Below are 17,965 nucleotides of genomic sequence, written 5' to 3' on the forward strand. Positions count from 1 at the left end.
GCAGTACCGGCAAGGGGAAGCTAATTCAGGGGCGTTGGCCTCGTGCCAGACGGGCTTCGATGTCGATGATGACGGCTGGCAGATCCGCCACCGTATCGATCAGGTAATGCGGCGCGGCGGTGGCAAGCTCGCGGCTGGCGTCGGCGCGGACCAGGTCGCGACCCGCCTCGTCCAGGCTCAGGTATTCGTCCAGGGTCAGGCCGGCGGCGTTGCCGGACAGCAGCAGGCCCACCGACCACATGCCGGCGCGGCGCCCTTCCTCGATGCCGGGCGCGGTGTCGTCGACCTTGACGCACGCGGCCACGTCCGACAGGCCCAGTTCCACCACGTTCTTCAACGCCATGGCCGGCGCCGGACGCGCGCGCGGCACGTCGTCGCTGGCCACGATGCAATCGGGCTCCAGCCCTTCGGACGCGGCGCGCTCGACCACGCGGCGCATCACACTGTCCGGGTAGCCCGAGCAAGAGCCGATCTTCAGGCCTTTACGGCGCAGCGCGCGCAACAGCTCGGCCGCGCCGGGGATGGCCGCCGAATACTGGGCCACCTTTTCCATCTGCATCGGCAGGAAGCGTTCATAGATGGCCGTCACATCGTCGTCGCTGGGCACGCGGCCGAACTGGGCCTGATACTGGGCGGCGATGGCCGGCTGGTTGCACAGCGCGCGGATGTGGTCCCACTTGCCCATGCCCATGGGGCCGCGCGCCTCTTTCAGCGACACGTCCATGCCGAACTGCGAGAACGCATCGACGAACACCTTGGTGGGGGCAAATGATCCGAAGTCGACCAGCGTGCCGGCCCAGTCGAAGATCACGGCTTCCAGCTGCACGGGTAAGGAAGAAACAGTCATAAGGGTCATCCTGGAATCAATCGTTCAAAGGGCCACGGGGCGGCGCCAGGCCTGGCTGCGCGACACCAGCGCGCGGCTGGCCAGATGCAGCAGCAGGGCCGCGACGGCGGAGCTGGCCATGATCACCGTGCACATGGCGGCGGCCGGGCCGATGAAGCCGGCGTCGTCCATGTTAAGGACGGCAACGGCGGCCAGCACCGTGGACGGGCTGTACAGAAACACCACGGCCGACACCGTCGTCATGGCGGATACAAACGAATAGCGGGCGACGTCCAGCGCGGCAGGCAAGCACATCGGCAGGGTCACGCGCAGGAACGTCGTCATGCGCGGCACCTTCAGCGACGCGGACGCGGCTTCGAATTCCGGGTCCAGCGCGTTCAGTGCGGTGGCGGCCGTGAGGTGCGCGCTGGTGTAGAAGTGGACGACCGTGCACAGAATCAGCAGCGGCATGGTGCCGTACAGCACGTTCAGCGGATTCATCAGGCTGTTGAAAAAGAAGATGTAGCCCAGGCCCAGCACCAGGCCGGGCACGGCCATCGGCATCAGCGCCAGCATGCTGACCGCCCCCCGCAGGCCGCGCCCCAGTTGGCCGCGCGCCGGTACTTTTTCCATCATCCAGGCGCCCACGAAGACCACGGCCGTGCCGATCACGGCGGTGAAGAACGCCAGCTGCAAGCTGTTGCGCCACGCCAGCCAGCCACCGCCGTCCATGTTGTCGAAGTCGTAGGACCGCAGCGACATGGACAGGTTGTAGGGCCACATCTTCACGAACGACGCCCACACCGCCACGCCGATGATCAGCAGCAGGAACGCGGCCATCACGCCGGCCAGCGCCAGGAAAGCAGCATCACGGCGGCGGTTCGGATTTGCCGCATAGGCCTGCGCGCGGCCGCTCATCTGCGCGCCCTGGCGGGCCCGCAGGCGCCGGTCCAGCACGAAGGTCAGCAAGGCGGGCAGCAACAGCAGGATGCCGATGGCCGCGCCCTTCGGAAAGTTCTGCTGGCCGACCACCGCCTTGTAGGCTTCCATCGCCAGCACGTTGTAGTCGCCGCCCACCACCTTGGGTACGCCAAAATCGGTGACAGTCAGCGTGAACACCACGCAGCAGGCCGAGAACACGGCGTAGCGCGTGCCGGGCAGGGTCACGGTCAGGAAGGTGCGCCACGGGCCGGCGCCCATGGCGCGCGCCGCGTCATACAGGCGCCCGTCGGCCAGCGTCAGGCCGGTCAACAAAATCATCAGCGCATGCGGGAAGGTGTAGAACGCCTCGCCGACGACGATGCCCCAGAAGCCGTAGATGGTGGCGCCGCCGGTCAGGCCCTTGAGCAGGCCCTGATTGCCCAGCAGGTAGACCAGGGCGATACCGGGCAGCAGCGAGGGCGCCAGCAGCGGCAGCAAGGCGATGGTGCGCAACAGGCCCTTGCCGGGCAGGCGCGTACGCGTCAGTCCATAGGCAAATCCGTAGGCGCACGGCACCACCAGCAACATCGTCACCAGGCCCACCGTCAGGCTGCGGCCGACCATCGCCAGAAAGCCGTCTGCGCCGATGATGCCGGTAAGCACCGACAGGCCAGCCCAGGCGCCGTCGTTGTCCGTCACGGACTTGGCCAGGATGGCCGCCAGCGGCAACGCCAGGAACAGCACCAGGAACAGCAGCAACGCGCCCTGCCCGACGGTCAGGCCCAACGAGCCGATCCAGGCGGGCATGGGGCGGCGGCCCAAGGCCACGGGCGAAGCCGAAGCCGACGGCGTTTCCGCCACGGAAGGAGAACCGGTCATGGGGGAATCAAGCGTAGGCGCGAATCGCATGGCGCGGCAGCTCCACCCAGCAGCGGCTGGCAGCATGAGGACCCAACAGGGCGTCTCCGATTTCGGGGGACACGATGGAATGCACGGTGGACCCGGGCACGCCTTCCAGCCGCAACGCCAGGCGGTAACCACGGCCCAGGAACACGCCGTCCAGCACGTCGGCCAGCATCGAATTGGGCTCTTCCGGGCGTGCCATGCTGACGCGCACCGCCTCGGGCCGGACGAACAGCTTGCCGAATCGGCCATCCAGCGTGTCGTCCACCGCCAGTTCCTGGCGGCCGACGCGGGCGCGGTGCGCATCCACGCGTTCGAACGGCAGCCAGTTCGCCTCGCCCACGAAATCGGCGATGAAGGCGGATCCCGGCTGGCGGTACAGCTCGCGCGGCGTGCCGTACTGTTCGATCACGCCGCCGTTCATGACGGCGATGCGGTCGGCCATCACCATGGCCTCTTCCTGGTCGTGCGTGACCATCAGCGTCGTAATGGACAGGCGCTTTTGCAAGGCGCGCAACTCAATACGCAGATGCTCGCGCACGCGGGCGTCCAGCGCGGACATCGGTTCGTCCAACAGCAACAGGGACGGCGACGGGGCCAACGCGCGCGCCAACGCCACGCGCTGCTGCTGCCCGCCCGAGATCTGTCCCGGATACTTGTCGGCGGCGCCGGCCAGCCCCACCAGCGTCAGCATTTCCTCGACACGATGGGCCACGTGCTTGCGATGCGCGCGCTTGCCGCTCAGGCCGTACGCCACGTTCTGGGCGACGGTGAGGTTGGGAAACAGCGCATAGGACTGGAACAGGATGCCGTAGTCGCGCTCTTGCGGTTCGGCATGGGAAATATCGCGGCCCGACAGCACGATGGTGCCGCTGTCCTGGCGCTCCAGTCCGGCAATCGCGCGCAGCAGCGTCGTTTTGCCGCAACCGGAGGGGCCTAGCAGGCACACCAGTTCTCCGGCACGGATATCCAGCGAAACGTCGGCCAGCGCCTTGTGGGTGCCAAACGTCTTGACCAGGTTTCGCACAGTCAGAAAGCCGCCACGCTTTGCCCCTTGCTGGGGCTCTTTGCCCGCAATGGGGTCCAGCCCGCCCTGGGGCGGCCCGGCGGGGAAAAGGTCGTTATCGGCTTGGGGCATGCTGCCTCCGGTCTGGGAACGAAGGCAGTATGGAAGCCGCGTATTGAGCGTTTATGACACTTCGCGCAAATGCAGTAATAAAAACATCAAATTATTTTGGTGTACTGGCGGTCTTGCGCATTGCGTCCCTTTCCTGCCCCCCCGTCATCGTGCTTGTCGCCGAACTCAAATCTTTCTACGCCGTGGCCCGCTGCGGCACCGTCACCAAGGCCGCCGCCCAGTTGGGCGTCAGCCAACCCACCGTGACGGGGCAGCTGCGTCAGCTGGAATCTCGCTACGGCATCGAACTGTTCCATCGCCAAGGGCGCGGCATGCGCCTGTCGGATGCCGGACAGAATCTGATGCCCATGGTGGAAAAGCTGGTGCAGCAGGAAACCGAGATCGACTTCCGGCTGCGCGACGCCAGCGACCTGCGCGAAGGCAACCTGCGTGTCGGCGCCACCGGCCCGTTCTACATCATGGACACGGTGCGCCGATACAACCAGCGCTACCCCGGCATTGATCTGACGGTCACGATCGGCAATTCACAGTCGATGCTGCAAGCGCTGCACGATTACCGCATCGAGATTGCCACGTCGTCTTTTCTGATGGATGACAAGCACCTGTATCGGCGGATGATCGCGGCCGACCCGATCCGCGTGGTCACCCACCGCGACCATCCGCTGGCCCGCCGTGGCCGCGTGCGGCTGGCCGACCTTGCCGAGCACGCGTTGCTGGTGCGCGAGCCCGGTTCGATGACGCGCCAACTGACCGAAGACGCCCTGCAAGCCGCCGGCGTCACGGTGCGGCGCACGCTGGAGATCGGCAGCCGGGAATCGATCCGGCAGGCCATCCTGTGCGGCCTGGGGATCAGCCTGATCCCGTCGCGCGAGATTCCGTCCCATCCCGATCTGGCCGCCCTGGACATCGACGGCGCCGACATCGTGATGAATGAATACCTGTACTGCCTGCGCGAGCGCCAACCGGTGCAGCTGATCGCGCGCTTCCTGGAGATGGCGCCGGCAGCCGGCTGACCCGACCGGGTCACTGCCCGCCCCCTCCCCCTTGCGGCCAATCAGGAGACAACCATGGCCTTGACCTTGCAAGACATCGAGCAGATTTTTCTGGAACGCGGACACCGGTCATATCACGGTGAATCCGTCAGCCATTTGCGCCACGCGTTGCAAACGGCATCGCTGGCCGAGCGCCACGGCGCCAGCGCACACCTGATCACCGCCAGCCTGCTGCACGACCTGGGGCACCTGATCGCAGACCGGCCGGGCACCCCGACCCTGCGCGGTATCGACGACAAACACCAGTATTTCGTGCTGCCGTTCCTGCGCGGGCTGTTCAGTTCGGCGGTGCTGGATCCGATCCGGCTGCACGTCGAAGCCAAGCGTTACCTGTGCTACGTGGAGCCGCAATATGAAGCGTCGCTCTCCGAGGATTCCAAGCGCAGCCTGGCATTACAGGGCGGCAGTTTTGATGCGAGCCAGGCGGTGGATTTCGCCAGCATGCCGGGCGCGCCGGACGCGATTCGGCTAAGACGCTGGGACGACATGGCCAAGGTTCCCGGCCTGGCCACGCCGCCGCTGGATCACTTTCTGGAAATCGCGGAAAGCGTATCGGGCCGCGTGAAGCTGGCCGCGATCTGGTAGCGAACCGGGGCGCAGCGCCGGCCCGCACGCAACAAGGGCGCCGCAACCCGCGCTTCCGAGTGCGCGGGCCAGGCGCCTGAGGCTTCAGGCGCCCTTCGCCACCGGGCGTGACGGGTCGCTGCACCATTCGCTCCATGAACCCGGGTACAGCCGCGAGCCGGACAGGCCGGCGATTTCCATCGACAACAGGTTATGGCACGCGGTGATGCCCGAGCCGCACTGATGCACCACGGCCTTGGGGTCGCGGTCACCCAGCAGGTCGGCGAATTCGGCGCGCAGCTGCTCGGGTGACTTGAAGCGGCCATCGGCTTGCAGGTTCTCGCCGTTGGGACGGTTCAGCGCGCCCGGGATGTGGCCGGCCACCGGGTCCATGGGTTCGACTTCGCCGCGATAGCGGTTGGCCGCGCGCGCGTCGATCACGGTAAAGGCCGGCTGGGCGATGTTGTCCAGCACGGCTTGGGCGTTGACCGACCCGGCCAGCGATTGCCCGGGCTCTACCGGCTGGCCGGCTTTGACCGCGGGCGCGGCGTCGGTCGTGGTCGGCAAACCGGCCGCCACCCACGCCTGCCAACCGCCGTCCAGCACGGCCACGCGTTCATGGCCCAACCAGCGCAACATCCACCACAGGTGCGCGGCGTACATGCCGCCGCTGGCGTCGTACGCCACGACCAGCGTTTGCGGCGTCACGCCATGAGCCGCCATCAGGCCGCCGAATTCGGCGCGCGACGGCAACGGATGCCGGCCGTTCTTGCCGGTGCGCGGTGCCGCCAGCTCGGTTTCGTGGTCCAGGTGACGGGCGCCCGGGATGTGTCCGGCGTCGTAGGCCTGGCGGCCGGCGGCGTGGTTGGTCAGGTCATGTCGCACATCGAATACGCGCACGTCGGGCGAATCGAGGCGCGCGGCCAGGTCGGCGGCAGAAATCAGTGTGGTCGTCATTCGGGGTGCTCCTGATCGAAGGGGGCGGGTCAGGTCGGCTTCGGGTCGCGCATGGTGCGCCACACCGACAGCAGGCCCGCGGAAATGATCAAGCCCATGCCGGCCCAGGCCAGGGCGTCCAGATGGTCGCCCCAGAAGCCCATGCCCAGCAAGGCCGCGAAAATAATGGTGCTGTATTGCAGCGCCGCCGTCAGCAGCGCCGACCCCATGCCAAAGGCCCGGGTCATGGCAAGCTGGCCGAACATGCCGGCCACGCCCACGCCGAACAGCGACGCGTAGCCCTGCCAGTCGGCGTGGCCCCAGCCTTCGAACCACAAGCCGGCGATGCTGGACACGCAGACCGCCACGGAGAAAAACAGCACGGTGCGCCATTCGGGTTCGCCGATGCGGCCCAGCTGGCGGATCTGCATCATCGCGATGGCCGACATGGCGCCCGCGCCCATGCCCATGACGGCGGCCAGCCACTGGTCTTCGTTGATACTGGGCCGCAGCACGGCGATCACGCCCAGAAAGCCCAACGCCACCGCCAGGATGCGGACCGGGTCGCGCTGCGCGCCGCCCCACCCCAGCATCCAACAGGCGATGAACAGCGGCGCGGTGTAGTTCAGGCTGGTCGCGGTGGCCAGCGGCAGATGCGAGATGGCGAAGAAACCCAGCCACATCGACGTGACGCCGGACAGGTTGCGCCACAGGTGCAACTTCCAGCTGGTCGGAACGATGGATTGCCGCCCAGCGCGCGCCCACAGCAGCAAAAGTAGGACGGAAGGCAGCCCGCGAAAAAGCACGATCTGCGGCAGCGACGCGCCGTGTTCCGTGCCGAACTTCACGAACGACCCCATGATGGCGAACATGGCGGACGCCAACAACATCCAGAGAGCCTGCATTGGGGGTCTACGCTAAGGGAAAAGTGAGGGGAAATAGGGGAAAGCGATACTATACTCTTGCCCACCGGGAGCGGTGCCGGCGAGTCGGGGAACTGGCGGGCCGCCGCCATGTCGAACCCGGGTATTTCCCGCTCGCAGAGGAACACAAAAAACATGAAACGCATTGTCTTGTTCGTCATCACCAACCTGGCCGTCATGCTCGTGCTGTCGGCCACGCTGCGCATCCTGGGCGTAGACCGCTACATCACCGCCAACGGCCTGAACCTGAACGCCCTGCTGATCTTCTCGGTGGTCGTGGGCTTTACCGGCGCGATCATCTCGCTGCTGATCAGCAAGCCGATGGCCAAATGGAGCACCGGGGCCCAAGTGCTGGACCCGAACGCCCCCCGCAATCAACGCGAAGCCTGGCTGGTCGACACCGTCCACCAACTGGCCGACCGCGCGGGTATCGGCCGCCCCGAAGTGGCCATCTATGAAGGCGCGCCGAACGCCTTCGCCACCGGCGCGTTCAAGAACGACTCGCTGGTCGCCGTGTCGACGGGCTTGCTGGAGAGCATGAGCGAAGAAGAAGTGGCGGCCGTGCTGGCGCACGAAGTGGCCCACATCGCCAACGGCGACATGGTCACGCTGACGCTGATCCAGGGCGTCGTGAACACGTTCGTGGTGTTCCTGGCCCGCGTCGTGGGTTACTTCATCGACCGCGTCGTGTTCAAGAACGAACGCGGCATCGGCCCGGGCTACTACATCACCGTGCTGGTCTGTGAAATCATCTTCGGCGTGCTGGCCTCGATCATCGTGGCCTGGTTCTCGCGCCAGCGCGAATACCGCGCCGACGCCGGCTCGGCCCACCTGATGGGCGCGCGCGAACCCATGATCCGCGCGCTGGCTCGGCTGGGCGGCCTGGAACCGGGCGATCTGCCCAAGTCGTTCGAGGCCTCGGGCATCACCGGCCGCGGCGGCCTGGCGGCCATGTTCGCCTCGCACCCGCCCATCCCGTCGCGCATCGCCGCCTTGCAGAACGCCCGCGTGGTCTGATCGCCCGCCCGGTCCAAGCAGGCAGCAAAAAGCCCCTGGGGTCAGAAACCCGAGGGGCTTTTTCTATTGAGACTTCAGCGCTCGGGCATCAGCACTCGACGATGTTCACCGCCAAGCCGCCGCGCGCCGTTTCCTTGTACTTCGTCTTCATGTCGGCGCCGGTTTCGCGCATGGTCTTGATGACGGAATCCAGCGACACGTAGTGCTGGCCGTCGCCGCGCAGGGCCATGCGCGCGGCGTTGACGGCCTTGATGGACGCCATGGCGTTGCGTTCGATGCAGGGAATCTGCACCAGCCCGCCAACGGGGTCGCACGTCAGGCCCAGGTTGTGTTCCATGCCGATCTCGGCGGCGTTCTCAACCTGTTCCACCGTGCCGCCCTGCGCCGCGGCCAAGCCGCCGGCGGCCATCGAACAGGCCACACCGACTTCGCCCTGGCAGCCCACTTCGGCCCCCGACAGCGATGCGTTGTACTTGTACAGCAGGCCGATCGCCGCGGCGGTCAAGAGGAACTCGCGTACGCCCTCGCGGCTGGCGCCGGGCACGAAGCGATCGTAATAGTGCAGCACGGCGGGGATGATGCCGGCCGCGCCATTGGTGGGCGCCGTGACGACACGGCCGCCCGCCGCGTTCTCTTCGTTGACCGCCATGGCATACAGGTTGACCCAATCCATGACCGACAGCGGGTCGGACAAGGTGCGCTCTGCGCGCTGGGTCAGATTGCGGTAAAGCTCCGGCGCGCGGCGACGCACGCGCAAGGGTCCGGGCAATTCGCCGTCGGCTTCCGGGTAGTCGATGCCGCAACCGCGCGCCACGCAGTCCTGCATGACCTGCCAGATGCGGTCCAGGCCGCTGTCCGTCTCGGCGGCCTCGCGCCAGGTCAGCTCGTTCTTCATCATCAGCTGCGCCACGGTCAGGCCGCTTTCGCGGCACATCGTCAGCAGTTCGCGGCCCGAGCGGAACGGGTACGGCAGCTGATTGTGCGCGGCGATCACCTGGCTGTTCGAGGCGCCGGCGGTCACGACGAAGCCACCGCCCACCGACAGGTACCGCGATTCGCGCAGCGACTCGCCATTGGCGTCGACGGCGTGGAATTTCATGCCGTTGGGGTGCTCGGCCATGGCTTCGCGACGATAGAACACCATGTGTTCTTTCTCGATGAAGGCGACCGGGTAACGGCCCAGCAGCGGCAACTGGCGGCTGGCGCGCACCGAGGCGATCATGCCGGCAATGGCGGCGGGGTCGACCGTGTCGGGCGCTTCGCCCATCAGACCCAGCAGCACGCCCTTGTCGGTACCGTGCCCCTTGCCGGTCGCGCCCAGCGACCCGTAGAGCTCGGCGCGGACATACGCCACGCGCGACATCAGGCCATCGCGTTCCAGGCCTTGCGCGAACAGCAAGGCGGCCCGCATCGGACCCACCGTATGGGAACTAGACGGGCCTATGCCTATCTTGAACAGATCGAATACGGAAACGGCCACGCGATACTCCAATACATCAAAGAATAGTCAGGCAATGATACGCGTTGCCACCCCCGCGCGCAGGAATGGACGGCGGGGCGTATGCTGTATCGCCGCCACCGGTTCCGTCACCCGGTCAGGCATGCGATCATTACAAAATTATTACTTGTCATAAAAAGAACGGGAACACCCCTGGATGTCTGGACTTATCACCCTGCTTGACTTCGCCGGCTACGTCGCCCTGCTGCTTTGGGGCGTGCACATGGTCCAAACGGGCGTCCAGCGCGCGTTCGGCGCGGCCTTGGGCGCCGCGCTGGGCCGGGCCCTGGGCACGCGCCTGCGCGCCTTTGCCGCCGGCCTGGGCATTACCGCCGCCCTGCAAAGCAGCACCGCGACGGGGCTGATGATCACGGGGTTCGCCGCGGGCGGCGTGGTGGGCCTGGTGCCCGCGCTGGCCGCCATGCTGGGGGCCAACGTCGGCACGACGCTGATCGTGCAGTTGCTGTCATTCGACCTGACCTCGCTGGCGCCTATCCTTATCCTGGCGGGCGTCTGGATGTTCCGCCGGTATCCCCCCGGCCGCACGCGCGACCTGGGCCGCGTGTTCATCGGCCTGGGCCTGCTGCTGCTTTCGCTGCATCAGCTGGTTGAATTGTTCGAGCCGTTCCAGACGGCGCCCATGCTGGGCATGATTCTGGACGCCTTGTCGACCCAGCCCGTTGCCGCCGTCTTGCTGTCGGCCGCGTTCACCTGGGCCGCGCACTCCAGCGTGGCCGTCGTGGTGCTGGTGATGTCGCTGGCAAGCCATCACATGGTGGCGCCGCACGTGGCCTTTGCGCTGGTGCTGGGCGCCAACCTGGGCACGGCCATCAACCCGATGATCGAAGGCGTCACGGGCGACGATCCCGCCGCGCGCCGCCTGCCGCTGGGCAATCTGCTGACCCGCGCGCTGGGCGTGCTGGCCGGCCTGATCCTGCTGCCCGTGCTGCAACCCCTGATGAGCGACATGGCCAGCGACCCGGCCCGCGCCGTGGCCAATTTCCACACGCTGTTCAACGCGGTCATCGCCATCCTGTTCCTGCCGTTGCTGTCGCCCTACGCGGCCCTGCTGACACGCTGGCTGCCCAAGCGCGCCGACCCCAACGACCCTTCCCGGCCGCAATATCTGGATGAATGGGCGCATGACGTGCCCGCCGTGGCGCTGGGCAACGCCGCCCGCGAAGCGCTGCGCATGGCCGACATGGTGCAGACGCTGCTGCTGTATGCGCGCGCCGGCTTCAAGCGCGACAACCGCCACCGCATGGTGCAGGCACGGCAGCTGGATGCCGCGCTGGATAAGCTGGAAAACGCCATCACGACCTACCTGGCCACGCTGGACCAGGAAAACATGACGCGTGACGACATCCAACGCATGGACGATATCCTGGCCTTTGCCAGCAACATCGGCCACGCGGGCGATATCGCCCACCACGGCCTGTTGAGCCACGTGGCCAAGCTGCGCAAACAGGGGTGGACGTTCTCGCCCGAGCAGCGCGCCAGCCTGGATGACACGCTGGGCCAGTTGATCGCAAACCAGCGGCAGGCCGCTGCCCTGTTCGTCAACGACGATCTGCGCCAGGCGCGGGCGCTGGCCGGCGAAAAGGCGCGTTTCCGCACCATCGAAACGCAGGCCGCCGACACGCACCTGCAAAAGATCAAGTCAGGCCAGGTGGACGCGGCCGAAGTCGGCGCGCTGTACCTGGACATCCTGCGGGATATGAAGGGAATCAACTCTCACTTGGTGGGCGCCGCGGCGTATCCGCTGCTGGCCCGCCACGGCGAGCTTCTGCCCAGCCGTTTGCGCGAAGCGGGCAACTAAGCGAAAGCGGGGTCCGGGAAAGCGGCAACCGCGCGCGCAAGCAGGCATTAGACGGAAGCCCACCGACCCAGGTGTGTTGCAGCGGACGGCGGGCGCTTCCCCCGCCCGGCCCCGCGCTTTAGTCAGGACAGCGCAAACTGACCCTGCCCCCGGCGCACATTACAGATAGCGCTGGAACCACGCCAGCATCCGGCTCCAGCCGTCCTTGGCCGCTTCAGGCTGGTAGCTGGCTCGGTAGTCCGCCAGGAACGCGTGGTCCGCGTCCGGGTACACCACGAATTCCGACTGCCTGGCCGCCGCGTTACCGGCCGCCAGCTTGGTCTTCATGGTCTCGATATCGGCCAGCGGGATGCTGGCGTCCTTGCCGCCGTACAGGCCCAGCACCGGCGCATGCAGCTCGTTGACCACATCGAACGCCACCCGCTTGATCAGCGGGCCGTGGCCCACGCTGAGCTTGCCGTACCAGGCCACGGCGGCCTTCACGTCCGGGTTGTGAGCCGCGTACATCCACGTCAGGCGACCGCCCCAGCAAAAGCCCGTGATGGCCACGCGCTTGGGGTCGCCGCCGTTCTCCGCCGCCCAGGCCACGCTGGCGTCCAGGTCGGAAAACACCTGTTCATCCGGCACCTTGCTGACCAGTTCAGCAATCAGTTTCGGAATGTCGGTGTAGACGGAGGCGTCGCCCTGGCGTTCATACAGGTTCGCGGCCACGGCCAGATAACCGGCCTTGGCGATGCGTCGGCAAAGATCTTTGATGTGTTCGTGCACGCCGAAGATTTCCTGCACCACCAGGACGATGGGCAGGTCCTGGCGGCCTTCGGGCGCGGCGTAATAGGCGGCGATGGACCCGTCTGCCACGGGCAGCTTGAAGTCAGCGTGAACCAGGCCTTCGGTGTCAGTGTGGATGACGGTGGGGGCAACGTTGCCGGCGGCGGCGGAAAAGCTCATGGGGGACGCTCCTGTGGGGGATTGATCGACGGATCGACAAGCAGGCATCCCGTCCGCGCGCGCCCTAATGCGTGTGGGCGTGCTCCGCATGGGGCGCGCCAGTGCCGGCGTCGGCCTCGTGCTCGTGCCCATGGTGCATCAGCGTGGTCACGCTGTAGATCAGCGCGACACCCAGGCCCACCAGCAACAACTGCGGGACGGCATCCGAAAGGGACACCCGTTCATGCATCTGCGGCATCAGGTCGGCCACCGAGATATACAGGAAGCTGCTTGCGGCAACCACCAAGATATACGGCACCCAGTCCTGCGCCTGCTGCAGCACAAAGTACCCTATTATGCCGCCCACCGCTGAACACAAGCTGGTGAACAGGATCAACGAAAACGCACGGCGACGCGGCAACCCGGCATTGAGCAGCACGACAAAATCGCTAAGCTTGTGCGGCACTTCGTGCACGATGATCGACGCCGCCGTCAGCACGCCCAGCAGCGGGTCCGTCAGGAACGCCGCCGCCACCAGCACCCCGTCGCACAGATTGTGCAGCGAACTTCCAATCAGGATCAGCACGCCGCCGCGCCCCGCTTCGTGGTGGTCGTGGCCTTTGTGGTGGTGATGCCCGTCGCCCTCGTGGTGATGGCTATGACGCAGCAGCGCAATCTTTTCCAGCACAAAAAAACCGATCAGCGACGCCAGCATCAGGCCGAACAAGGCATGGGCGTTGCCGACCGCGCCCTCGAAGGCCTCGGGCAGCAGATGCAATAGCGCCACCGACAGCAGCACGCCCACCGACAGGCTCACCATGTGATGCAGGTATTGGGCGAACACCTTGTAGGCCAGCCAGCTGGCGACAAAGACGGCAATAAGCCCGCCGGTTATGGTGGCAAGCAGGACCCAGAGCAGCAACATGTGGGGGACGCAGTATAGGCGGGGAGGAAGCGCAACATTATATTGTTGCAATCCCAAAATCGGAAATGGGCCGTCCAAGGACGGCCCATCGGAATTTCCGTGCAGAACCCGCAGCGCTTAGTGCGCCTGTTCCCAGTTCTTGCCCATGCCCACTTCCGCGACCAGCGGCACGCGCAGTTCGGCCACCGAGCACATCAGGCGAGGCAGCGCTTCCTTGACCACATCGATCTCGGCATCCGGCGCTTCCAGAACCAGTTCATCGTGTACCTGCATGATCATGCGGGTTTGCAGTTTTTCGGCTTCCAGCCAATCTTGCACGGCCACCATGGCCAGCTTGATGAGGTCGGCCGCCGTGCCCTGCATGGGCGCGTTGATGGCGGCCCGCTCGGCGCCTTGCCGACGCGGCCCCGAGGCGCCACGGATCTCGGGCAGTTGCAGGCGTCGACCGAAAACCGTTTCGACGTAGCCCTGTTCGCGCGCCAGCCTGCGGGTATTTTCCATGTACATCGCCACGCCGGGATAGCGGGCGAAATAGCGGTCGATGTAGGCTTGCGCGGCGTCCCGGGTGATGCCCAGGTTGGACGCCAGGCCGAACACGCCCATGCCGTAGATCAGGCCAAAGTTGATGGCTTTGGCCGCGCGACGCTGGTCCGTCGACACGTCCGCCAAGGCCACGCCGAACACTTCGGCCGCCGTGGCGCGGTGAATGTCCTCGCCGGCGGCGAACGCGCTTTGCAGATTGGCGTCATCGGACACGTGCGCCATGATGCGCAGTTCAATCTGCGAATAGTCGGCCGACAGCAGCACGCCCTGCTCGGCAATGAAGGCTTCGCGCACGCGGCGGCCCGCCTCGGTGCGCACGGGAATATTCTGCAAGTTGGGATCGGACGACGCCAAGCGGCCCGTGATGACCGCCGCCTGCGAATAACGCGTGTGCACGCGGCCCGTGGCCGGGTTGATCATGCGCGGCAGCTTGTCCGTGTAGGTGGACTTCAGCTTGGACAGGCCCCGGTATTCCAGGAGCACCTGGGGCAGCGGGTAGTCCAGCGCCAGCTTGGTCAGCACGTCTTCATCGGTTGACGGTGCACCGCTGGCGGTCTTGCGCACCACCGGCAACTGCATGCGTTCAAAGAGGATTTCGCCCAGCTGCTTGGGCGAATTCAAATTGAAGGGCTGGCCGGCCAGTTCATAGGCTTTTTGCTCCAGGCGCAGCATTTCCTGGCCCAACTTGTGGCTTTGGCGGCCCAGTTCTTCGGCGTCCACCTTCACGCCATTGCGTTCGATCGTGGTCAGCACCGCCGACACCTTGATCTCAAGCTGGTAGATGCGGTCCAGGCCCTGGTCCGCCGCCACCATCGGGCGCAGCACACGGTGCAATTGCAAGGTGAAGTCGGCGTCTTCGGCGGCGTAATGCCCCGCCTTGTCGACAGCCACCTCGTCAAAGCCGATCTGCTTGGCGCCCTTGCCGCACAGGTCTTCGTACGACACGCCGCTGCGGCCCAGATAGCGCTGTGCCAGGTCGTTCAGCCCCACGCCGCGATGCGATTCCAGCACATACGCTTGCAGCATCGTGTCGTCGGTGATGCCGGCCAGCGCAATGCCTTCGTTGGCGAACACATGCGCGTCGTACTTGGCGTGATGCAGCAGCTTGGCGCGCGACGCATCTTCCAGCCACGGCTTCAGGCGCGCCAGCACCTCGGCCTTGGGCAACTGCGTGGCGCCGTCCGGCCCGCGATGCGCCACGGGGATGTAGCAGGCAACGCCCGGCTCCACCGCCAAGGACAAGCCCACCAGCCGTGCCTGCATCTGGTCCAGCGACGTGGTTTCAGTGTCCAGCGCCACCAGGGACGCGTGTTGCAGCCGCTCGAACCAGGCGTCGAATTCGGCCCAGTCGGAAATGATGCGGTAGTCCAGCTCGGCGGGCGCCTCCGGCACATCCACCGCGATGCGCGCATCGCCCGCGGGCACGCGCTCGGCATCCCCGGTCAGGTCGCGCAGCCAGGTACGGAAGCCGTAGCGCTCGTACAGCTCGGTCAACGTGGCGTCGTCGCGCTCGCGCGGCTTCAGGTCGTCCACGCTTTCGACATGGCCGGTCAGGTCACAGTCGTACTTCACCGTCAGCAATTGGCGGGTCAGCGGAAAGTTGGGGATGGCCTCGCGCAGGTTGTTGCCGGCTACACCCTTGATGCTGTCGGCGCCTTCGATCAGCTTGTCGATCGAGCCGAATTCGGACAACCACTTCACGGCCGTCTTTGGGCCGACCTTGGTCACGCCCGGCACGTTGTCGACGGTATCGCCCACCAGCATCAGGTAGTCGACGATGCGGTCGGGCGGCACGCCAAACTTGTTGACCACACCGGGTTCGTCCAGCACTTCGCCGGTCATGGTGTTGACCAGGGTGACGTGGCTGTTGACCAGCTGCGCCAGGTCCTTGTCGCCCGTCGAGACGATGGTGTGCACATCGTGTTCGGCGGCGCGCTTGGCCAGCGTGCCGATCACGTCGTCGGCTTCTACCCCTTCGATGGCCAGCACCGGCCAGCCCAGCGCGCGCACCGCGCGGTGGATGGGTTCGATCTGCGCGGCCAGATCTTCCGGCATGGGCGGGCGATGCGACTTGTATTCGGGATACAGATCGTCTCGGAAAGTCTTGCCGCGAGCATCGAAAATACATGCGGCATACTCTGCCTTATGATCAGATACAAGCTTGCGCAGCATATTGACCACGCCGTACAGCGCACCCGTGGGTTCGCCTTGCGCGTTGCGCAAATCAGGCATAGCGTGGAAAGCGCGGTACAAGTAGCTTGAACCGTCGACCAGTAATAAGGTTTTTTTCATGGTTACAAAGGCAGATATGGAAACACCCGCCGGCAAACAAATTCCGCTGATTATGTCAGAGATACGGACGGCGGCAGATAAGCTCGCGAACATCGGGCCCGCAGTCAGTGTCTTCGGCAGCGCACGCGTCAGCCGCAACTCCCCCCACTATGAAACCACCGTTGCCATTTCGGCCGCCTTGGCCGGCGCCGGGTTCGCGGTCATTGCAGGGGGCGGCCCCGGCATCATGGAGGCCGCCAACAAGGGAGCCTTCGAAGCAGGCGGCACCAGCATCGGGCTGAATATCAGCCTGCCGCACGAAGCGCACAACAACGAATACCAAACCATCAGCCTGTCATTCGAGTATTTCTTCTCGCGCAAGGCCACGTTCTTCATGCACAGCTTCGCCTACGTGGCGATGCCGGGCGGCTTTGGCACGCTGGACGAGCTCTTCGAAGCGCTGACGCTGATCCAGACTGGCAAAGTCCCGCCCGCGCCCATCGTGCTGGTGGGCAGCGAATACTGGTCGGGCATGGTCGAGTGGCTGGGCGATCAGGTGCTGGGTAACGGCATGATCGGCGCGCACGACCTTGACCTTTTCATCATCGAGGACGACCCCGTCAAAGTGGTGCGCCGCGTCGTGGAATTCCATGACAAAGTCACTTCCGAAGCCCAATACGCGCCGTCCCTGCCCGCCTGAGCCTGAGGCTTGGCCTGAGCTCCGGCCTGAGCCCTGGGCTCGACTTCAAGCATGATGCGGCGGCCGCCCCAGGCCGCCGTTTCAAGCGCATGGCTGCACGCCAGCATCTCGGGACATCGCCTGAGGCCATCGCCTCACGCCATGGCTTTGACGATGGCTTCGCGCGCCAGGCCGATGAACTCGCTCTCTCCGGGGCGGGCGGGCAATAGCCGAAATTCCACCGACGGCAGCGTCGGCAGGCCGGGCGCGTGCAACCGCGCGATGCCGGGCGCCAGCGCCGACTCGTTCAGGCAGGCCACCCCCAGACCCGCCGAAATAGCCAGCTGCAAGCCCGCCACGCCGGATGCCACATGCGCCACCGCGTAGGGCACGGCGCGCCGCGTCAACTGACGCTCCACGTACTGGCGCAACGCGCATGTCTCGGGCAAGACCAGCAGCGGCAAGGGCTCGCCAGCGGGCGCCGCGGCGCCTTCCGCCGCCATCCATAGCAGCGGCTCGCGGCGCAGCAATGCACCCTGGGCCCTGGCCCGTGGCGCACCGCGTTCCTGGATTGACATCGATATGCCCACGTCGATTTCACCTCGTTCGTAGGCAGCCTCGATCGCGCCGCTTTTCATGATCGTCACGTGCAAGCGCACCTGCGGATACTGTTCGTTCAAGCGCCGCAGCATGCGCGCCACGTCGCCGGGGCGAAAGTAATCCGTGATGAACAGCCGCAATTCGCCGCGCAGCGCCACGCCGCGTAAATCGCGATAGGCCTCGTCACTAAGCGCAAGAATGGCGCGGGCGTGACGCAGCAGCCGCTCGCCCGCCGGCGTGGCCGTCACGCCGGTTTTGGCGCGTATCAGCAGCGCCTGGCCGGCGCGCTCTTCCAGCTTGCGCATCTGTTCGCTGACCGATGACTGCGACAGAAAAACCTTGGGCGCCGCCGCCGTCAGGCTGCCGGCATCAAGCACGGCGACCAGCGTGCGCAACTGGTCAAGGTCAAATCCAGACATAGCG

Annotated in this window: 15 protein-coding genes; 5 read left to right on the top strand and 10 right to left on the bottom strand. The window is 65.9% G+C overall.

Annotated features, from left to right (window positions below; translation table 11 throughout):
- Positions 1-25 precede the first annotated feature (25 nt).
- Genes phnX through AC0Z35_RS14685 form a run of 3 tightly spaced genes read right to left on the bottom strand, consistent with a single transcriptional unit; the run spans position 26 to position 3,788 of the window.
- Entirely contained in the window at positions 26-856 is an 831-nt protein-coding gene (gene phnX, locus AC0Z35_RS14675; protein ID WP_104143187.1) for a phosphonoacetaldehyde hydrolase, read from the bottom strand.
- 15 nt (positions 857-871) lie between these two features.
- A complete protein-coding gene (locus tag AC0Z35_RS14680; RefSeq protein WP_485132391.1) occupies positions 872-2,626 on the bottom strand; it encodes a putative 2-aminoethylphosphonate ABC transporter permease subunit in 1,755 nt (584 codons plus the stop codon).
- A gap of 7 nt (positions 2,627-2,633) precedes the next feature.
- Complete coding sequence (locus tag AC0Z35_RS14685; protein ID WP_485132390.1) at positions 2,634-3,788, bottom strand: putative 2-aminoethylphosphonate ABC transporter ATP-binding protein; 1,155 nt, start codon at positions 3,786-3,788, stop codon at positions 2,634-2,636.
- A 149-nt stretch (positions 3,789-3,937) separates the two neighbouring features.
- On the opposite strand from AC0Z35_RS14685, the gene AC0Z35_RS14690 reads away from it, so the two are divergent.
- Both AC0Z35_RS14690 and AC0Z35_RS14695 read left to right on the top strand, forming a co-directional pair.
- Positions 3,938-4,801, top strand: coding sequence for a LysR family transcriptional regulator (locus AC0Z35_RS14690; protein ID WP_046802885.1), 864 nt, complete (start codon positions 3,938-3,940; stop codon positions 4,799-4,801).
- A 54-nt stretch (positions 4,802-4,855) separates the two neighbouring features.
- Positions 4,856-5,425, top strand: coding sequence for a phosphonate degradation HD-domain oxygenase (locus tag AC0Z35_RS14695; RefSeq protein WP_006218288.1), 570 nt, complete (start codon positions 4,856-4,858; stop codon positions 5,423-5,425).
- A gap of 84 nt (positions 5,426-5,509) precedes the next feature.
- Here the strand turns inward: AC0Z35_RS14695 and AC0Z35_RS14700 are convergent, their stop codons facing one another.
- Complete coding sequence (locus tag AC0Z35_RS14700; RefSeq protein WP_104143186.1) at positions 5,510-6,361, bottom strand: sulfurtransferase; 852 nt, start codon at positions 6,359-6,361, stop codon at positions 5,510-5,512.
- Positions 6,362-6,390: 29 nt separating this feature from the next.
- Entirely contained in the window at positions 6,391-7,245 is an 855-nt protein-coding gene (locus AC0Z35_RS14705) for a DMT family transporter (protein ID WP_046802785.1), read from the bottom strand.
- Positions 7,246-7,398: 153 nt separating this feature from the next.
- Between AC0Z35_RS14705 and htpX the strand changes: the two genes are divergently transcribed.
- A complete protein-coding gene (gene htpX, locus AC0Z35_RS14710) occupies positions 7,399-8,280 on the top strand; it encodes a protease HtpX (protein ID WP_046802784.1) in 882 nt (293 codons plus the stop codon).
- Between the two features lie 88 nt (positions 8,281-8,368).
- Here htpX and AC0Z35_RS14715 read toward each other — a convergent pair whose 3' ends face one another.
- Entirely contained in the window at positions 8,369-9,760 is a 1,392-nt protein-coding gene (locus AC0Z35_RS14715; protein WP_046802884.1) for an L-serine ammonia-lyase, read from the bottom strand.
- Between the two features lie 175 nt (positions 9,761-9,935).
- On the opposite strand from AC0Z35_RS14715, the gene AC0Z35_RS14720 reads away from it, so the two are divergent.
- Positions 9,936-11,597 (top strand): Na/Pi cotransporter family protein, encoded by a 1,662-nt coding sequence (locus AC0Z35_RS14720; protein ID WP_485132389.1) that lies wholly within the window; start codon positions 9,936-9,938, stop codon positions 11,595-11,597.
- 159 nt (positions 11,598-11,756) lie between these two features.
- Here the strand turns inward: AC0Z35_RS14720 and AC0Z35_RS14725 are convergent, their stop codons facing one another.
- From AC0Z35_RS14725 to polA, 3 genes are all read right to left on the bottom strand, one after another.
- A complete protein-coding gene (locus AC0Z35_RS14725; protein WP_104143184.1) occupies positions 11,757-12,545 on the bottom strand; it encodes a dienelactone hydrolase family protein in 789 nt (262 codons plus the stop codon).
- A gap of 64 nt (positions 12,546-12,609) precedes the next feature.
- A complete protein-coding gene (locus AC0Z35_RS14730) occupies positions 12,610-13,449 on the bottom strand; it encodes a ZIP family metal transporter (RefSeq protein WP_046802781.1) in 840 nt (279 codons plus the stop codon).
- A 117-nt stretch (positions 13,450-13,566) separates the two neighbouring features.
- The gene (gene polA, locus AC0Z35_RS14735) at positions 13,567-16,284 is read right to left on the bottom strand and encodes a DNA polymerase I (RefSeq protein ID WP_319305902.1); all 2,718 of its coding nucleotides are present in this window, start codon (positions 16,282-16,284) and stop codon (positions 13,567-13,569) included.
- On the opposite strand from polA, the gene AC0Z35_RS14740 reads away from it, so the two are divergent.
- The gene (locus tag AC0Z35_RS14740) at positions 16,283-16,963 is read left to right on the top strand and encodes an LOG family protein (RefSeq protein ID WP_448707060.1); all 681 of its coding nucleotides are present in this window, start codon (positions 16,283-16,285) and stop codon (positions 16,961-16,963) included. The two genes, polA and AC0Z35_RS14740, sit on opposite strands and share 2 nt — an antisense overlap.
- Before the next feature lie 134 nt (positions 16,964-17,097).
- Here AC0Z35_RS14740 and AC0Z35_RS14745 read toward each other — a convergent pair whose 3' ends face one another.
- Positions 17,098-17,961 carry a LysR family transcriptional regulator gene (locus AC0Z35_RS14745; protein WP_046802779.1) on the bottom strand — a complete coding sequence of 288 codons (864 nt, stop codon included), beginning with the start codon at positions 17,959-17,961 and terminating at the stop codon, positions 17,098-17,100.
- Positions 17,962-17,965: the final 4 nt, after the last annotated feature.

It is taken from the genome of Achromobacter sp. 1L-A-4-B-C2 (assembly GCF_057291955.1).

Bases quoted from the DNA above. Each gene is read 5' to 3' on its own strand.
- AC0Z35_RS14740 (WP_448707060.1), top strand. From the start codon at position 16,283: ATGGTTACAAAGGCAGATATGGAAACACCCGCCGGCAAACAAATTCCG.
- AC0Z35_RS14730 (WP_046802781.1), bottom strand. From the start codon at position 13,449: ATGTTGCTGCTCTGGGTCCTGCTTGCCACCATAACCGGCGGGCTTATT.
- AC0Z35_RS14695 (WP_006218288.1), top strand. From the start codon at position 4,856: ATGGCCTTGACCTTGCAAGACATCGAGCAGATTTTTCTGGAACGCGGA.
- polA (WP_319305902.1), bottom strand. From the start codon at position 16,284: ATGAAAAAAACCTTATTACTGGTCGACGGTTCAAGCTACTTGTACCGC.
- AC0Z35_RS14680 (WP_485132391.1), bottom strand. From the start codon at position 2,626: ATGACCGGTTCTCCTTCCGTGGCGGAAACGCCGTCGGCTTCGGCTTCG.
- phnX (WP_104143187.1), bottom strand. From the start codon at position 856: ATGACCCTTATGACTGTTTCTTCCTTACCCGTGCAGCTGGAAGCCGTG.
- AC0Z35_RS14745 (WP_046802779.1), bottom strand. From the start codon at position 17,961: ATGTCTGGATTTGACCTTGACCAGTTGCGCACGCTGGTCGCCGTGCTT.
- AC0Z35_RS14700 (WP_104143186.1), bottom strand. From the start codon at position 6,361: ATGACGACCACACTGATTTCTGCCGCCGACCTGGCCGCGCGCCTCGAT.
- AC0Z35_RS14725 (WP_104143184.1), bottom strand. From the start codon at position 12,545: ATGAGCTTTTCCGCCGCCGCCGGCAACGTTGCCCCCACCGTCATCCAC.
- AC0Z35_RS14720 (WP_485132389.1), top strand. From the start codon at position 9,936: ATGTCTGGACTTATCACCCTGCTTGACTTCGCCGGCTACGTCGCCCTG.
- htpX (WP_046802784.1), top strand. From the start codon at position 7,399: ATGAAACGCATTGTCTTGTTCGTCATCACCAACCTGGCCGTCATGCTC.
- AC0Z35_RS14685 (WP_485132390.1), bottom strand. From the start codon at position 3,788: ATGCCCCAAGCCGATAACGACCTTTTCCCCGCCGGGCCGCCCCAGGGC.
- AC0Z35_RS14705 (WP_046802785.1), bottom strand. From the start codon at position 7,245: ATGCAGGCTCTCTGGATGTTGTTGGCGTCCGCCATGTTCGCCATCATG.